This window comes from Cellulosimicrobium funkei (assembly GCF_900155925.1).
GTDB classification, from domain to species: Bacteria; Actinomycetota; Actinomycetes; order Actinomycetales; family Cellulomonadaceae; genus Cellulosimicrobium; species Cellulosimicrobium funkei.
Genome location: NZ_FTMI01000004.1, coordinates 454,619 through 470,984 on the forward strand (window position 1 = coordinate 454,619; position 16,366 = coordinate 470,984).

At 75.0% G+C, this 16,366-nt stretch carries 15 protein-coding genes; 7 read left to right on the forward strand and 8 right to left on the reverse strand.

Annotated elements, in window-relative coordinates; all coding sequences use genetic code 11:
- Positions 1 to 28: 28 nt before the first annotated feature.
- The 6 genes from BXA05_RS13050 to BXA05_RS13075 all read right to left on the reverse strand — a co-directional run bounded on the left by BXA05_RS13050 (position 29) and on the right by BXA05_RS13075 (position 5,950).
- On the reverse strand, positions 29 to 949 hold the full coding sequence (locus BXA05_RS13050; protein WP_061267665.1) for an AEC family transporter: 921 nt from the start codon (positions 947 to 949) through the stop codon (positions 29 to 31).
- Between the two features lie 72 nt (positions 950 to 1,021).
- Positions 1,022 to 2,764, reverse strand: coding sequence for a DUF885 domain-containing protein (locus tag BXA05_RS13055; protein ID WP_076405264.1), 1,743 nt, complete (start codon positions 2,762 to 2,764; stop codon positions 1,022 to 1,024).
- 10 nt (positions 2,765 to 2,774) lie between these two features.
- Complete coding sequence (locus tag BXA05_RS13060) at positions 2,775 to 3,488, reverse strand: hypothetical protein (RefSeq protein WP_076405266.1); 714 nt, start codon at positions 3,486 to 3,488, stop codon at positions 2,775 to 2,777.
- Positions 3,485 to 3,751, reverse strand: coding sequence for an acyl-CoA carboxylase epsilon subunit (locus tag BXA05_RS13065; RefSeq protein WP_244550457.1), 267 nt, complete (start codon positions 3,749 to 3,751; stop codon positions 3,485 to 3,487). The genes BXA05_RS13060 and BXA05_RS13065 overlap by 4 nt, the downstream gene beginning before the upstream one ends.
- Positions 3,748 to 4,257: a hypothetical protein gene (locus BXA05_RS13070; RefSeq protein WP_076405268.1), complete on the reverse strand. Its 510-nt coding sequence runs from the start codon at positions 4,255 to 4,257 to the stop codon at positions 3,748 to 3,750. Before BXA05_RS13070 ends, BXA05_RS13065 begins: the two co-directional genes overlap by 4 nt.
- A gap of 61 nt (positions 4,258 to 4,318) precedes the next feature.
- Entirely contained in the window at positions 4,319 to 5,950 is a 1,632-nt protein-coding gene (locus BXA05_RS13075; RefSeq protein WP_076405270.1) for an acyl-CoA carboxylase subunit beta, read from the reverse strand.
- Between the two features lie 154 nt (positions 5,951 to 6,104).
- Between BXA05_RS13075 and BXA05_RS13080 the strand changes: the two genes are divergently transcribed.
- Complete coding sequence (locus BXA05_RS13080; protein ID WP_076405272.1) at positions 6,105 to 6,980, forward strand: biotin--[acetyl-CoA-carboxylase] ligase; 876 nt, start codon at positions 6,105 to 6,107, stop codon at positions 6,978 to 6,980.
- A 131-nt stretch (positions 6,981 to 7,111) separates the two neighbouring features.
- Positions 7,112 to 8,194 (forward strand): adenylate/guanylate cyclase domain-containing protein, encoded by a 1,083-nt coding sequence (locus BXA05_RS13085; RefSeq protein ID WP_369824877.1) that lies wholly within the window; start codon positions 7,112 to 7,114, stop codon positions 8,192 to 8,194.
- Between the two features lie 54 nt (positions 8,195 to 8,248).
- Here the strand turns inward: BXA05_RS13085 and BXA05_RS13090 are convergent, their stop codons facing one another.
- Positions 8,249 to 9,016, reverse strand: a complete 768-nt coding sequence (locus BXA05_RS13090; RefSeq protein WP_061267671.1) for an SOS response-associated peptidase — start codon at positions 9,014 to 9,016, stop codon at positions 8,249 to 8,251.
- A gap of 134 nt (positions 9,017 to 9,150) precedes the next feature.
- On the opposite strand from BXA05_RS13090, the gene BXA05_RS13095 reads away from it, so the two are divergent.
- Entirely contained in the window at positions 9,151 to 10,386 is a 1,236-nt protein-coding gene (locus BXA05_RS13095) for a multidrug effflux MFS transporter (RefSeq protein ID WP_061267672.1), read from the forward strand.
- Between the two features lie 79 nt (positions 10,387 to 10,465).
- Positions 10,466 to 11,833, forward strand: coding sequence for an LCP family protein (locus tag BXA05_RS13100; protein WP_241005624.1), 1,368 nt, complete (start codon positions 10,466 to 10,468; stop codon positions 11,831 to 11,833).
- A gap of 6 nt (positions 11,834 to 11,839) precedes the next feature.
- On the opposite strand, the gene BXA05_RS13105 is transcribed toward BXA05_RS13100, so the two are convergent.
- Entirely contained in the window at positions 11,840 to 13,063 is a 1,224-nt protein-coding gene (locus tag BXA05_RS13105) for a pyridoxal phosphate-dependent aminotransferase (RefSeq protein ID WP_076405274.1), read from the reverse strand.
- Between the two features lie 199 nt (positions 13,064 to 13,262).
- Here BXA05_RS13105 and BXA05_RS13110 point away from each other — a divergent pair, with 199 nt between their 5' ends.
- From BXA05_RS13110 to BXA05_RS13120, 3 genes are read left to right on the forward strand one after another with little or no spacing between them, the layout of a single operon-like run.
- Positions 13,263 to 14,546 carry a TadA family conjugal transfer-associated ATPase gene (locus tag BXA05_RS13110; protein WP_128957593.1) on the forward strand — a complete coding sequence of 428 codons (1,284 nt, stop codon included), beginning with the start codon at positions 13,263 to 13,265 and terminating at the stop codon, positions 14,544 to 14,546.
- Positions 14,547 to 14,548: 2 nt separating this feature from the next.
- A complete protein-coding gene (locus BXA05_RS13115; RefSeq protein WP_076405276.1) occupies positions 14,549 to 15,409 on the forward strand; it encodes a type II secretion system F family protein in 861 nt (286 codons plus the stop codon).
- Positions 15,406 to 16,347, forward strand: a complete 942-nt coding sequence (locus tag BXA05_RS13120; RefSeq protein ID WP_061267676.1) for a type II secretion system F family protein — start codon at positions 15,406 to 15,408, stop codon at positions 16,345 to 16,347. Before BXA05_RS13115 ends, BXA05_RS13120 begins: the two co-directional genes overlap by 4 nt.
- The last annotated feature ends 19 nt before the right edge of the window (positions 16,348 to 16,366 follow it).

The following is a 16,366-nucleotide window of genomic DNA, read 5'->3' on the forward strand; positions in this document are numbered from 1 at the left end:
GACTACCCGGCGCGGCTCTCGGCCCCGGCTACGCCAGGAGCAGCGCGGCAGCGAGGAGCACGACGGGCGAGCCGACCGTCGTGACGAGGATCGTGTCGCGCGCGAGGATCTCGCCGCGCCCGAACCGTGCCGCGTAGTTGTAGACGTTCTGCGCGGTGGGCAGCGCGGCGAGCGTGACCGCCGAGGCGACGGCCGCGTCGTCGAGCCCGAGCACGAGCCGGGCGACGACGAACGCGACCACCGGCATCACGACGAGCTTCGCGGCGCTCGCGACGCCGACGGCCGCGCGCGGCTCGCCGCGCCGGAGCGGGCGCGTGCCGTGCAGCGACATGCCGAACGCGAGCAGGATCATGGGGATCGCGGCGCCGCCGAGGATGTCGAGCGGGGCCATGACCGCGACCGGCGGCGTCCAGCCGCTCACGGAGACGACGGCGCCCGCGAGCGACCCGAGGATGATCGGGTTGCGCACGGGCTGGGCGAGCACGAGCCGCCACGACGTCCGTCCGGTCGTCGTCGCGTCGAGCACGAGCAGCGTGAGTGGCGCGAGCACGAGGAGCTGGAGCAGGAGCACCGGCACGACGGCCGTCGCGTCGCCCAGCACGTAGACCGCGACGGGCAGGCCGATGTTGTTCGCGTTCACGTATCCCGAGCCGACGACGCCGACCGTCGCCTCCGGGGCTGGCAGCCGCAGCCAGAGCCGGTCGACGGCCACGAAGACGCCGGCCGTGACGACGGCGGAGGTCGCGGCCACCGCGAGGGGCGCATGGAACAGCGCGCCGACGTCGGCCCGGGCGAGGACGGTGAACAGCAGCGCCGGGCTCGCGACGAAGAATCCGACGCGGTTGAGCGCGGTCCGTGCGTCGGGGCCCCCGACGTCGAGACGTGCGGTGACGTACCCGGCGGCCACGACGACGGCGATGACCGCGAAGCCGGTGAGGACGGCGCCCATGGGCTCAGAGCACCCGGGCGCCCACCGGCCCGGGACGGCGCGCCGCCGTCCCGGGCCGGCCGTGCGCGGGGGTCACGACGAGAGCGCGTCGCGCAGCACGTCGAGGCCCACGGAGCCGAGGTTGAGCGCACGCTCGTGGAACGCCTTCGCGTCGAACTGCTCGCCGCGGGACTGCGCCGCGGCGAGCGCGTCGTCGCGCGTGGCCTCCCACAGGCGCTGCCCGACCTTGTACGACGGCGCCTGCCCCGGCCAGCCGAGGTAGCGGTCGAGCTCGAACCGCACGAACGAGTCGGGCATGTTGACGTTCGCGCGCAGGAACGCGAGCGCCTTGTCGGCGTCCCACGTGCCACCGCCCCACTCCTGCGGGGCGGGGAGCCCGAGGTGCACGCCGATGTCGAGCACGACGCGCGCGGCACGCATGCGCTGCGCGTCGAGCATGCCGAGGCGGTCGCCGTCGTCGTCGAGGAACCCGAGGTCCGCCATGAGGCGCTCCGCGTACAGGGCCCAGCCCTCGCCGTGGCCCGAGACCCAGCACGCGAGGCGGCGCCACGTGTTGAGCGTCGCGCGCGCGTACACGGCCTGGCCGCACTGCAGGTGGTGGCCGGGGACGCCCTCGTGGTAGACGGTCGTCTTCTCGCGCCACGTGTTGAACTCGGTGACGTCCGCGGGCACGGACCACCACATGCGGCCCGGGCGGGAGAAGTCGTCGCTCGGCGGGGTGTAGTAGATCCCGCCGGTCTGCGTCGGCGCGATCATGCACTCGAGGTCGAGCACCGGCGCCGGGATGTCGAAGTGGACGCCGTTCAGCGCGGTGACCGCGGCGTCCGAGGTCTCCTGCATCCAGGCCTTGAGCGCGTCCGTGCCGAGCAGCTTGCGGCTCGGGTCGGCGTCCAGCGCCGCGACCGCGTCCTCGACGCTCGCGCCGGGGCCGGCGATGCGGCGCGCGATCTCCTCCTGCTCCGCGACGACGCGCGCGAGCTCCTCCAGACCCCACGCGTACGTCTCGTCGAGGTCGACCTCGGCGCCGAGGAACGTGCGCGAGAAGAGGGCGTAGCGCTCGCGGCCGACGGCGTCCTCGGTGCGGGCCTGCGGGGCGAGGGTCGTCTCGAGGAAGTCCGCGAGCCGGCCGTACGCCTCGCGCGCGGCGGCGGCGCCGTGCTCGAGCTCCTTGCGCACGAGCGAGCACGCGGCGGAGTCGTCGAGGACGGCGTCGGCCTCGGGGCCCGAGACGAACGTCGTGAAGAAGGAGCCCTGCGGGTCGGCGAGCTCGCGTGACTGCGCCACGCCGATCCGCACCTGGCGGATCGCGGCGACGTTGCCGCGCGACGCCGCCTCCGCGAGCGACGCCATGTAGCCGTCGATCGCGCCGGGAAGGCCGTTCAGGCGGGCCGCGATGTTCTCCCACGCCTCGACCGTGCCCGTCGGCATGATGTCGAAGACGTCGCGCAGCTCCTGCACGGGCGACGCGATGTTGTTGAGGCTCGCGAGCGGCTCGCCGGCCTCGTGCAGCTCGAGCTGCAGGCCGATGCGCTCGCGCATCGCCGCGAGGGTGACGCGGTCGACGTGGTCGACCGGCTCGAGCCCGTCGAGCTCGCGCAGCACCGCGCGGTCGGCCTCGGCGCGCGCCTCGTGCCCGGCGGGGGACAGGTCGGTGACGAGGTGGTCGTAGCCGGACAGGCCCATCGAGGTGGCGGCCAGCGGGTCGAGCTCGGCGACCTGCGTGACGTACGCCTCGGCGACGGCGTCGATCGGCGTGGGAGTGCGGTCGGGGGTCCCGGCGGAGGCGCCGGCGGGGGTGGTGGTGGTGTCGCTCACCCGGACGAGACTACTCGGCGCGGGGCGGGCGCTCCGTCGGATCCTCCGGGACTTTCGGCCCGTCCTGAGGTGCCCCGTCGCCCGCGACCGGGCGTCCCCCGCGCAGCGCGGCGAGCAGGTCGTCGGCCCAGTCACGGTGGTAGCGCACGAGCAGCACGCCGGTCGCGTCCTCGTCGTCGGTCGCGTGCCAGACGGCGACCGGGTCACCCGGGCGCGGGCCCGCCGTGCCGGTGGGCGCGACGACGCGCACCGGGCGCGCCGTCGCCGCGCCCGAGCTCGTCGTGACGACGAGCGTCCCGCGCACGTCGTGCGCACCGGGCTGCGGGGCGTCGGTGGCCGGTGCGGGCACGGTGAGCGTGCCCGTGGCCCGGACGGGGGCGGCGAGCAGCGCGTCGCGACCGCGCGCGAGGCGCGCCGTGGCGCGGTCGTCCTGGTAGCGCACGAGCGCGAGCACGGCCGTCAGCAGCAGGCCGAAGGTCGCGACGACGACGAGCGCCTCCGGCACGGGCCAGCCGCGCGACGCGCTCGCGCGCTGGTAGACGAGGAGCGCGACCGTCGGCACGAAGGCGACCGCCCAGGCCCAGCGTCGCCACGCCGCGACGGGCGCGACGGGCGGCAGCGCCGTCGGGTCGGTCTCGACGGCGTCGGCCGTCGGAGCCTGCTCCACGAGCACCGCCCGCTCGGGCAGCCGACGCACGCGCGGGGAGGTGCCGGGCGTCGTCACGAGCGCAGGCTCCAGCGCCAGGAGTCGGCGTTGTGCCGTCCCGAGCGCCCACCGAAGCTCTTCGCCGTCGCGCCATCGCCCGTCCCGCGCAGCACGCGCGCCCGGTTGGTCCACTCGTCCACGGGCGCGACGTCGTCGGGCTCGTCACCGGCCGCGGCCGCCGCCGCCAGCCCGGCCACGAGCGCGGCGACCTCGAGCTCGTCCGGGGCGCCGCGCACGACGCGCACGCTCGGGGTGGCGCCCACCGGCTGCTGCTCGCTCACGCGTCGTCCTCGTGCTCGTCCGTGCCGCGGCCCACGCCCCACTCCGGGACGTCGTAGCCCGCCTCGGTGAGGCGCGCCTGCGCCTCGTGGCCCCACGAGTCCAGCAGCCCGACGACGTCGTCCAGGTCCGGGCCGCCGGGGCGCGAGACGACGACGTACTCCAGGGTGAACGTGTCGTCCTCCAGGTCCGCGGGCGCGGCGTCCGCGTCGTCGGCCTCCTCGCCCTCCGTCGGCTCCCACACGGACGACGTGAGGTCGGGGTGGATGCCGAGCGCCTCGTGCAGCACGTCGAAGAGCTGGGCGTTGAGCGCGCCGACGCGCGCCTCGAGCGCGAGGACGCGCGGGTCCTCGTCCGCCTCCGACGCCCCGAACTCGGCGCGCACCCCCACGGCGGTGCCGACGTACTCGTGCAGCGCCGCGGCGAGCGCGTCGACGACGGCGTGCATCGGTGCCGGGTCGACAGCGCCGAGCGGCGCGGGGCCGTGCGTGGCGTCCTCGTGGCTCATGACCGTCCTTCTCTCGGGCCGCTCGTGCGGCGGGTCGTCGGGGGCGTGCGGTCCGCGACGCTCACAGGGGGATGTTGCCGTGCTTCTTGGGCGGCAGGCTCGCGCGCTTGGTCCGCAGCGCCCGCAGCGCACGCACCACCTGCACGCGCGTCTCGGACGGGCGGATCACCGCGTCCACGTAGCCGCGCTCCGCGGCGTCCCACGGGTTGACGATCGCGTCCTCGTACTCGGCGACGAGGCGCGCGCGCTCCGCCTCGACGTCGTCGCCCGCGTCGGCCGTCCGCTTGAGCGCCGCGCGCTGCAGGATGTTCACCGCGCCGCCCGCGCCCATGACGGCGACCTGCGCCGTCGGCCACGCGAGGTTGACGTCCGCGCCGAGCTGCTTGGACCCCATGACGATGTAGGCGCCGCCGTACGCCTTGCGCGTGATGACCGTGACGAGCGGGACCGTGGCCTCCGCGTAGGCGTAGATGAGCTTCGCGCCGCGGCGGATGATGCCCTGGTGCTCCTGGTCGACGCCCGGCAGGAAGCCCGGGACGTCCACGAGCGTGAGCACGGGGATGTTGAACGCGTCGCACGTGCGCACGAACCGCGCCGCCTTCTCGGCCGCGTCGATGTCGAGCGTGCCCGCCATCGCGAGCGGCTGGTTCGCGACGACGCCGACCGACTGGCCCTCCACGTGCCCGAACCCGACCAGCACGTTCTTCGCGAACAGGGGCTGCACCTCGAGGAACGCGCCCTCGTCGAGCACGTGCTCGATCACCGTGCGCATGTCGTACGGCTGCGAGTCCGAGTCCGGGACGAGCGCGTCGAGCTCCTCGTCCTCCTCCGTGACCGCGAGCTCGACGTCGTCGGGCAGGAACGACGGCGCGTCCGACAGGTTGTTCTGCGGCAGGTACGACACGAGGTGGCGCACGTAGTCGATCGCGTCGTCCTCGTCGCTGCCCAGGTAGTGCGCGACACCGGACCTCTCGTTGTGTGTCAGGCCGCCCCCGAGCTCCTCGAAGCCCACGTCCTCGCCCGTCACCGCGCGGATCACGTCCGGCCCGGTGATGAACATGTTCGACGTCTTGTCGGCCATGACGATGAAGTCCGTGAGGGCCGGGGAGTACACCGCGCCGCCCGCGCTCGGGCCGAGGATGAGCGAGATCTGCGGGATCACGCCCGACGACGCGACGTTGCGGCGGAAGATCTCCGCGAACTGCGTGAGCGCCGCGACGCCCTCCTGGATGCGGGCCCCGCCGCCGTCGGAGATGCCGATGAGCGGCACCCCGGTGCGCAGCGCGAGGTCCTGCACCTTGGTGATCTTCTGCCCGTGGACCTCGCCGAGGCTGCCGCCGAACACCGTGAAGTCCTGCGAGTACACGCACACCTGGCGGCCGTCGATCGTGCCGTGACCGACGACGACGCCGTCGCCCGCCAGCCGCTTCTTCTCCAGACCGAAGTTGTGGGAGCGGTGCTTCGCGAACGCGTCGAGCTCGACGAAGCTCCCCTCGTCGAGGAGCGCGTCGATGCGCTCGCGGGCCGTCTTCTTGCCGCGCGCGTGCTGCTTGGTCCGCGCTGCCTCCTCGGGCAGCCCGACCGCCTCCGCACGACGGCGGTCGAGGTCGGCGAGCTTCGCCGCGGTCCCGGTGGGGCGGGGCGCGTCGGCGCTCTCGGTCGTCGCGGGCGAGGTCGTCGCAGAGTCCGTCACGCACCCGAGCCTAGTTGGAGGATCGCACCCACTCGATGCGGCCGCCGCCAGCACCGCGGGGGCCTGGGTTGGTGGGTACCCACAACTCGGCCGGTCGCAGGTCGGCCGGTCCCCGCCTCGTGCGGCGCCCGCGCGGTGCGCGAGGATGGCGGGCATGGCGACCGCGCACGACCCCGAGACCCCGTCCGGCGACGAGCGACCCCCGCTGCGGGCCGACTTCCTGCGCGAGCTGCTCGTGGCGCCCGCCGGGCCGCTCGCCCGGCTCGAGGTCGTGCCCGAGTCCGCGTCCACCAACGCGGAGCTCGCGGACGCCGTCGCGCGCGACCCGGCGGCGTGGCCCGCTCCCGCGCTCCTCGTCGCCGAGCACCAGCCCGGGGGCCGCGGCCGGCTCGGCCGCTCGTGGACGACGCCGCCCCGCACCGCCCTGCTCGGCTCCCTCCTCCTGCGGCCCGACGTGCCGCGCGAGGCCCTGAGCTGGCTCCCGCTGCTCGCCGGGCTCGCGACCGCCCGCGCGCTGCGCGCCACCGCCGGCGTCGAGGCCGTCGTCAAGTGGCCCAACGACGTCCTCGTCCCCGACCCCGGCGCGGGCGAGCCCGCACCGCTGCGCAAGGTCGCCGGCATCCTCGCCGAGGTGCTGCCCGACGGCGGGGTCGTCGTCGGCGTCGGCCTCAACGTCGCGCAGCGGCGCGACGAGCTGCCCGTCCCGACCGCCACCTCGCTCGCCCTCGCCGGAGCCGCGACCACCGACCGGGAGGTCGTGCTCGTCGCGCTGCACGAGGCTTTCGGCGAGGTCCTCGCGCGCTGGCAGGACGCCGGGGGCGACGCGCACGCCGCCGGGCTCGACGCCGACTGCGCCGAGGTCAGCGCGACGCTCGGCACGCGCGTGCGCGTCGAGCGCGTCGCGGGCGGGGACGTCGTCGGGCTCGCGACCGGGCTCGCCCCCGACGGCGGCCTCGAGGTCCGCCTCGACGACGGCACGACGACCGTCCACCACAGCGGCGACGTGCACCACCTGCGCCCCCACGCCTGACCGGCCCACGCCTGACCGGCCCCGACGGCCCCCCGAGATCGGCGGTCCGCGGCCGGATCGGCGGTCGTGCGTGCCGATCTCGCGTGCGCCTGCCGACGTCGACGAGCCCGACCGAGGAATAGGATCGCCGGGTGCCAGTGGACCCGGAGAACGAGCTCGCCCCCGCACCGTCCGCGACGACCGCGGAGGACGGCGCGCCGACCACCGAGGCCGAGGCGACCGAGGCGGTGCTCGACGAGGCGCTCCTCGGCGGACCCCGCACCCTGACCGTCGAACGGCTCGCCGAGCGGGCCGGCGTCGACGAGGACCGCGTCCGCGCCTACTGGCAGGCGCTCGGCCTCCCGCTCACCGAGGGCGAGGAGCACGCCTTCACCGAGCGCGACGCGCAGGCGCTCGCGGACGTGTTCGCGTTCGCCGAGCAGGAGCAGCTCGACCAGCGCGCGCTCACGACGCTCATCCGTTCGACGGGGCACACGACCGAGCGCCTCGTGCTGTGGCAGGTCGAGGCGCTCGTCGAGCACCTCACGCGGCGCTTCGACCTCGACGACACGAGCGCGCGCCTGCTCGTGCTCGACCGGCTGCCCGAGCTCGCGCCCGTCCTCGAGGAGCAGCTCCTGCACGCGTGGCGGCGCCAGCTCGCGGCCGTCGCCGGGAGGTTCGCGGTCGAGTTCTCCGACGCCCGCGCGACCGCGGTCGACGAGCACGAGCTCCCGCTCCCGCGTGCGGTCGGGTTCGCGGACATCGTCTCCTTCACGCAGCGCACGCGCGGGCTCGGCTCGAGCGAGCTCGCCGAGTTCGTGCAGCTCTTCGAGACGAGCGCGCGCGACGTCATCACCGCGGCGGGCGGTCGCGTCGTCAAGACGATCGGCGACGCGGTGCTCTACGTGGCCGACGACGTCGCGACCGGCGCGCGCGTCGCGCTCGGCCTGGCCGCGGCGGGCGGACGCGAGGAGGACGTCGACGTGCCGCCCGTGCGCGTGAGCCTCGTGTGGGGACGCGTGCTGTCGCGGTTCGGCGACGTGTTCGGCCCGAGCGTCAACCTCGCGGCGCGACTGGTCGACATCGCCGACCCGACGACCGTGCTCGTCGACCGCGAGACCGCGGGCCTGCTCGCCGGCGACCAGCGGTTCGCGCTCACGGCGCAGCCCGAGACGGAGGTGCAGGGTCTCGGCACGATCGAGCCCGTGCGCCTCCAGTGGGCCTACCGCGGCTGACCGGCTGCGCCGGGCGCGCGGTCGCCGACGTCCGCCCGCCAGCGCAGGGCCCGGTCAGACGGCCTCGAGGAGCCCCGGGCCGTCGTTCGTCACCGAGTTGACCAGGGTCGAGATCTCGCGCGCGACCATGGGGACGTCGTCGTGCGGGCCGCCGAGCCCGAGGAGGTCGGCGGCGCCCCGCGCGTCGACCGCCGGGTCGAGCCACGCGTCCCAGGCGTCGGACGGCAGGGCGAGCGGCATGCGGTCGTGGATCTCGGCGAGGTAGGGCGCCGCGTCGGTCGTGATGATGGTCGTCGAGACGAGCCAGCGGTCCGGGTCGTCGTCCGCCTTGGTGCGGTCGCGCCAGAACTCGTAGAGCCCCGCGAACGCGGCGCTGCGCCCGTCGCCGGGCGCGATCCAGTACGGCTGCTTGGGGACCTTGCCCCGGCGCGCCGGCGCGCCCGCGGACCCGGCGGGGGACGCGCCGTCGGGCAGGACGCGCCACTCGTAGTAGCCGTCGGCGGGCACGAGGCACCGTCGCACGCCGAACGGCTTGGCGAACGCCGGCTTGTCCAGGATCGACTCCGCGCGCGCGTTGATCATCCGCGCGCCGCCCTTCGGGTCCTTCGACCACGACGGCACGAGGCCCCAGCGCGCGAGCCGCAGCGAGCGGCGCACCTCTCCCGTGTCCTTCGCGGCGCGCTCGACGACGATCCGCACCGGGTCCGTCGGTGCGAGGTTCCACGACGGCGGGAGGAGGCGCGCGTCGTCGGCCACGTCGGCGATCGCGAACTCGTCCGCGAGGTCCTGGGCGTCCCGGAAGGAGGCATAGCGTCCGCACATGCCTCCAGGGTGCCGCACGCCACCCACGCTCGCGCCGGGCCGGCGGGCGCGCGCACGGGGAGGGCCGCCGGGGGAGAGCAGGGTCACGCCCGGAAGCCCGGTCCGCACGCGATCGAATCGTTACGATGGGAGTCATGCCACCCTCCTCGGTCGACCCCGCCGTGCCCCGACCGAGATCGTCCGCCCGCTGGGTCCTGCTCCTCGGCGCGCTCGCCACGCTGCCCGCGCTCACGGTGGACATGTACCTCCCGCTCCTGCCCGAGGTGGGCGCCGAGCTCGGTGCGCCCGACTCCCTCGCGCAGCTCACGCTGTCCGGCATGCTCCTCGGTGGCGCGGTCGGGCAGCTCGTCATCGGGCCGCTCTCCGACCGCTACGGCCGTCGTCTGCCCGTGCTCGTCGGGCTCTCGCTGCACGTCGTCACGTCGCTCCTGTGCGCGTTCGCGCCCAACATCGGCATCCTCGTCGGCCTGCGCGTGCTCCAGGGGTTCTTCAACGCGTCCGCGTCCGTCGTCGCGATCGCCGCCATCCGCGACCGGTTCACCGGGTCCGACGCCGCGCGCGTCCTGTCGCGGCTCATGCTCGTCATCGGGCTCGCGCCGCTCCTCGCGCCCTCCATCGGGTCGTTCATCGGCGCGCACGCCACCTGGCGGGCGGTCTTCTGGGTCCTCGCGCTCGGCGGCGTCGTCCTGGGCGCGATCGTCCTGTTCTTCATGCCCGAGTCCCTGCCGCTCGAGCGGCGTCGCCCCGCCGGGGCGCGCACCGTCCTGCGCGGGTACGCAGGCCTCCTGCGCGACCGGCACTTCGTCGCGCTCGCCGTGCTCCCCGGCCTCGGGCAGGCCGTCCTCATGAGCTACGTCGTCGGCTCACCCTTTGTCCTGCAGGAGGGGTACGGGCTGAGCCACGGGCAGTTCGCGCTCCTGTTCGCCGTGAACGGCATCGGGCTCGTGCTGTCGGCGCAGGCGAACGCCGCGCTCGTCCGCCGCGTCGCACCCGTGCGGCTGCTGCGGACGGCGCTCGTCGTGCAGGGCGTGTTCGCCGTCGGCCTCCTCGTGGTCGCCCTGACGGGGGCGGGCGGGATCGTCGGGATCGTCGCCGCGCTGTTCCTCGTCCTGTCGATGCAGGGCCTCATCCCCGCGAACGCCTCCGCGCTCGCGCTGACCCGGCACGGCGAGATCGCCGGCACCGCCGCCGCGGTCATCGGCGCGTTCCAGGCAGGCGTCGCGGGGCTCGTGAGCCCGCTCGTCGGCGTCCTCGGCGGTGACGCCGTCGCGATGTCCACCGTCATGCTCGGGGCGGTCGTCGCGTCGATCCTCGTGCTCGCGCTCGCCACGCCGGCGTTCCGCCGCGGGGGCTGGCACACGCCCGTCTGACCCGGTCTTCGCCGCCCTTTCACACGTCCTCCCGCTGGTCCGGCGCACGCATTCGCGCCCGACCCTCTACTCTCGGACCGTGCCGAAGACCGCCCCCGCCTCGCCGCCCGCACGCGCGAGGTCCCGCGCGACGCAGGAGACACGCTCCCGCAAGGGGGCGACGGACAAGCCCGCCGGGGGCCCGCACCACGCCCGCGCGCTCCGCTCGCACCGCGTCGCCCGGGCGATCGGGCTGGTCCTCACCGGCGCGTTCGTCTTCCTGGCCGTCGGCGCCGGAGCCGTGTACCTCGACCTCAAGTCGAAGATCACCGTGAGCGACGTGTCCGAGTACGTGGTCGGCATGCCGACCGAGGAACCACCGAAGGACCCGTCCGACCCGTTCGCCGGCAAGGCGCTCAACATCCTCGTCATGGGCACGGACTACCGCGACGCCGAGAACGCCGCGCTCGCGGGCGAGGAGGAGGGAATGCGGTCCGACACCACGTTCATCGTGCACGTGTCCGGCGACCGCACGCGCATGGAGGTCGTGTCGATCCCGCGCGACTCGCTCGTCGACCTGCCCGCGTGCAAGCTTCCCGACGGGTCGATGTCCTCGCCGCGCCGCAACACCATGTTCAACGAGGCGTTCCAGATCGGGTCGGGCGGCGTCGACGACATGGACGCGGCCGCCGGCTGCACGATCTCGTCGGTCTACAGCCTCACGGGCGTGCCCATCACCAACCATGTCGTGGTCAAGATGACCGGGGTCGTCGGCGTGGTCGACGCGATCGACGGCGTGACCATGTGCTTCCCGGAGCCGATCAAGGAGGATCCGCGGTACGGCACCCTCGACCTGCCCGCCGGCGAGCACACGCTCAACGGTCACGAGGCGATCGGTTTCCTCCGGGCACGGCACGGCAAGGGCATGGGCCTCGAGATGGGCTCCGACCTCACGCGCATCGCCCGGCAGCAGGCGTTCATCGACTCGGCGGTGCGCGAGCTGCTCTCGCAGAACATCATCACCAACTCGCCCCAGCTCTACGGGGTCATCGAGGCCGTGCTCGGCTCGATCAGCGCGGACCCCACCATCGCCGACCCGACGGCGCTCGCCGGGCTCGCGTTCAGCCTGCGGGCCATCAAGCCCTCCGAGGTCGTCTTCACCCAGGTCCCCGTCGTGGACGCGGCGAGCGACCGCAACCGCGTCGAGTGGACGGCGGAGGCCGACGCGATCTGGCAGCGGCTGATCGACGACGCACCCCCGCCCGGCCACGAGCCCGTCACGGACCCGCGCGACGACGCCACGGCCCCCGCGGACGGCGCGACCGACCCCGGAGCGGGGACCGACCCGGGCACCACCGACCCCGGGACCGGTGCCGTCGACCCTGGCACGGGCGCGACGGACCCGGGAGCGGGGACCGACCCGGGTGCCGGCGCGACGGAAGCGCCACGCGACGGCGTGTGCCCCTGACGTCGCTCAGGGCCGCGACGCGCCGAGCGCGGCCAGGCGTCGCACGGCCTCGTGCAGGACGTCCTCGCGCTTGACGAACGTGAACCGGACGCGCGACGCGAGCGCGCGCGCCGTCGTCGACCCCGGGGTGCAGAACGCGCTCACGGGGACGGCCACGACGCCCGCGAGGGCGGGCAGCTCGCGGCACAGCGCGGTGCCGTCCTCGACGCCGAGCGCGGCGCCGTCGGCGATGACGAAGTACGTGCCCTGCGGCACGACGACGTCGAACCCCGCGCGGACCAGGCCCTCGCACAGCAGGTCACGGCGTGCGGCGAGCGAGTCGGCGAGCGCGCGCGGGGTCTCGTCGTCCGCGAGCGCGTCGGCGATCGCGGGCTGGAACGGCGCGCCCGACGTGTAGGTGAGGAACTGCTTCACCGTGCGGACCGCCGTGACGAGCGGCTCGGGGCCGTGCAGCCACCCCACCTTCCACCCCGTGAACGAGAACGTCTTGCCGGCCGAGGAGATGGTGATCGTCCGCTGCCGCATCCCCGGCAGCGTCGCGATCGGCACGTGCCGGGCGTCGTCGAACGTCAGGTGCTCGTACACCTCGTCCGTGACGACCACGACGTCGTGCCGGCGTGCGACGGCGGCGATCGCGTCGAGCTCGTCGAGGTCGAGGACCGTGCCCGTCGGGTTGTGCGGCGAGTTCACGACGATCAGGCGCGTCCGGTCGGTGACGGCGGCGCGCAGCGCGTCCACGTCGAGCCGGAAGCGGTCGGGGCCGGGGAGCAGGGGAACCGTGACGTGGCGCGCACCCGCGAGCGCGATGCACGCGGCGTGGGAGTCGTAGAACGGCTCCAGCGTCACGACGTCGTCGCCCGGCCCGGCGAGCGCGAGGATCGTCGCCGCGAGCGCCTCGGTGGCGCCCGTCGTCACGAGCACCTCGGTCTCCGGGTCCGGGTCCAGGCCGTAGTGGCGGAGCTGGTGGCTCGCGACGGCGTTGCGCAGCTCGAGGACGCCCGGGCCCGGCGGGTACTGGTTGTGGCCGTCCTCGATCGCGCGCACCGCGGCGTGCTTCACCGCGGCCGGGCCGTCGACGTCCGGGAAGCCCTGCCCGAGGTTGATCGCCCCGGTGCGCTGCGCGAGCGCCGTCATCTCGGCGAAGATCGTCGCCGCGACCGCGCCGTCGGCGCCCAGGAGGCCCGTGGCGCGCGCGGCGGCCTGCCAGCGGCCGGGCGGGAGGTCCGTCATGGCCCGACCCTAGCCGTCGCGACGACCACGATGTGGGACGCCGGAAGGGGGGTCCCCTCTCGACGGCGCGGGATTCCGGGGCGCCCGCGACCTTGTCCACAGGGGCGGTTCACGGGGGCGCGTCCATGCCCTACTCTCTGGCGCAGATCGTTGACGACCGGCGGGGCAGCCGGCCGACGGAGCAGGGGGAATGCTCGACATGTCTACGGACACGCACGCCGTCGGCGTGCTCGAGGGCGAGGTGCGCGAGCTCGTCCGACGGCGCGGGGTGGACCCCGCGCGCGACCGCGCGGCCGTCGACCAGCTCGTGCGCGACGTCGTCGCGGACTACGAGACGCGCAGCGCGCTCGGGGCCGTCGCGCCGCTCGCCGACCCCGCCGCTGCCGGTCGCGCGGTCGTCGACGCCGTCGCCGGGCTGGGGCCGCTCCAGCCCTACCTCGACGACCCGGAGATCGAGGAGATCTGGATCAACGCGCCCTCCCAGGTGTTCGTGGCGCGCAGCGGCTCGTCGGAGCTGACGACGACGATCCTCACGGCACAGCAGGTGCGCGACCTCGTGGAGCAGATGCTGCGGTCGTCCGGGCGTCGGCTCGACCTGTCGAGCCCGTTCGTCGACGCGTGCCTGCCGGGCGGGGAGCGGCTGCACGTCGTCATCCCCGACGTCACGCGCAGCGAGTGGGCGGTGAACATCCGCAAGCACGTCGTCCGGGCGTCGCACCTGGACGACCTGGTCCGGCTCGGCGCGCTCCCGCCCCAGGCCGCCGCCTTCCTCGACGCGTCCGTGCGGGCCGGGCTGAACATCCTCGTCGCGGGAGCCACGCAGGCGGGCAAGACGACGATGCTCAACGCCCTCGCCGGGTCGGTCCCGCCCGCGCAGCGCGTCGTCACGTGCGAGGAGGTGTTCGAGCTGCGCTTCGCCGTGCGCGACGTCGTGTCGCTCCAGTGCCGGCAGCCGAGCCTCGAGGGCACGGGCGAGATCCCCCTGCGGCGCCTGGTGAAGGAGGCGCTGCGCATGCGCCCGGACCGCATCGTCATCGGCGAGGTCCGCGAGGCGGAGAGCCTCGACCTGCTCGTCGCGCTGAACGCCGGAGTCCCGGGGATGTGCACGATCCACGCGAACTCCGCCCGGGAGGCGATCACCAAGATGTGCACGCTGCCCCTGCTCGCGGGCGAGAACGTCTCGGACCGCTTCGTGGTGCCGACGGTCGCGTCCGCGATCGACCTCGTCGTGCACCTGGGCGTCGACGCCGACGGGCGTCGCGGCGTGCGCGAGATCCTCGGTGTGACGGGCCGCGTCGAGCAGGGCGTCGTGGAGGCCGCGGAGATCTTCGTCCGCTCGGGCGACCGTCTGGTGCGCGCGGGCGGTTTCCCGCCGCGCGCCGAGCGCTTCGCCCGCGCGGGCATCGACCTGGCAGCGGTCCTGCGGGCGGGCCCGGCCGGGGCCGACGTGCTCGACGGCGCCGCGCCGACGAGGGTGGGCTGACCGTGGGCGTGGCGGTGGGCCTCCTCCTCGGCGCGGGGCTGTTCTGCGTCTGGTGGTCGTTCTGGGCGCCCGGGCCCCCGCGCGTGCGTCGTGCCGACGGGTGGGCGGCACGCACGCAGGACCTGCTCGTCCAGGCCGGCGCACCGGCAGTGACACCCGGTGCCCTGGTGGTCGCGAGCGTCGGCGTCGGGCTCGTCGTCCTCGTGGTCGGGACCGTCCTCGCGCGGTCGTGGACGATCGCGGCCTGCTTCGGTGTGATCGCCGCGGGAGCGCCCTCCCTCCTCGTGCGGTCCCGCGCCCGGCGGCGGCGTGCGCGGCTCCGGGAGGTCTGGCCCGAGGTGCTGGACCACCTGTCCTCGGGCGTGCGCGCGGGGCTGTCGCTGCCCGAGGCCGTCGGTCAGCTCGGCGAGCGCGGTCCGGTCGAGCTGCGCGAGCCGTTCACCCAGTTCGCGCGGGACTACCGCGCGTCCGGCCGGTTCGGGGAGTGCCTCGACCTGCTCAAGGACCGGCTCGCGGACCCTGTCGCCGACCGCATCGTCGAGGCGCTCCGGATCACGCGGGACGTCGGCGGCACCGACCTGGGTCGCCTCCTGCGCACCCTGTCGACCTTCCTGCGCGAGGACGCCCGCACGCGCGGTGAGCTCGAGGCCCGCCAGTCGTGGACCGTGAACGGGGCGCGACTCGCGGTCGCCGGCCCGTGGGTCGTGCTCGGCTTCCTCGCGACGCGCCCGGAGACGGCGGCCGCGTACAACACGATGGCGGGTGCGGTCGTCCTGGCCGCCGGCGCCGCGTGCTCCGCGGCGGCGTACCAGCTGATGCTGCGGATCGGTCGGCTGCCCGAGGAGGAGCGGGTGCTGCGATGAGCGCCGTCGACGTGTCCTGGACCGGTGCCGCGCTCGGCGCGCTCGGCGGGCTGGGTGTCCTCCTCGTGGTCGCCGGGCTCCGGGGGCGGTCGATCCGGCTCGACGAGCGGCTCGCGCCCTATCTGCGCACCCATGACCGCACGTCCGTCCTGCTGCGCGACCACCCCGTGCGATCACCCTTCCCGACCCTCGAACGACTCCTCGCGCCGCTGCTCGCCGACGCGGGCCGCGCGCTGGAACGGTTCGGCTCGACGGCGTCCGACGTCCGGCGCCGCCTCGACCGTGCCGGCCGCGGACGCAGCGTCGAGCAGTTCCGCGCACGGCAGCTCGTGTGGGGCGTCGTCGGGCTCGGCGGCGGGACGGCGCTCGCCGTGCTGCTCGCGGCGACGCGGGGGTCGTCCGTCGCCGCACTGGTGGTCCTCGTGCTGCTGTGCGGCGTCGGCGGTGTGCTCGCGTGCGACCACGCGCTGACCCGCGCCGTGCGACGTCGGGAGGAGCGCATGCTCGCCGAGTTCCCCACGGTCGCCGAGCTCCTGGCGCTCGCGGTGAACGCGGGCGAGGGGCCGGTCGCGGCGCTCGAGCGCGTCGCGACCACCGCGCACGGCGAGCTCTCCGGCGAGCTGCGCACGACCCTCGCGACCGTGCGTGCCGGGACCCCGCTCGCCCGGGCGCTCGAGCAGCTCGCCGACCGCACCGGGCTGCCGAGCCTCACCCGTTTCGCGGAGGGTGTCGCGGTGGCCGTGGAACGGGGGACCCCGCTCGCCGACGTGCTGCGGGCGCAGGCGCAGGACGTTCGTGAGTCGGGACGTCGCGCGCTCATGGAGGCGGGCGGGAGGAAAGAGGTCGTGATGATGGTCCCCGTCGTCTTCCTCATCCTCCCCGTGACGGTGGTCTACGCCGTCTTCCCGTCGCTCGCGACCCTGCGGCTCGGCTTCTGAGCAGCAGCGACCAAGTGTC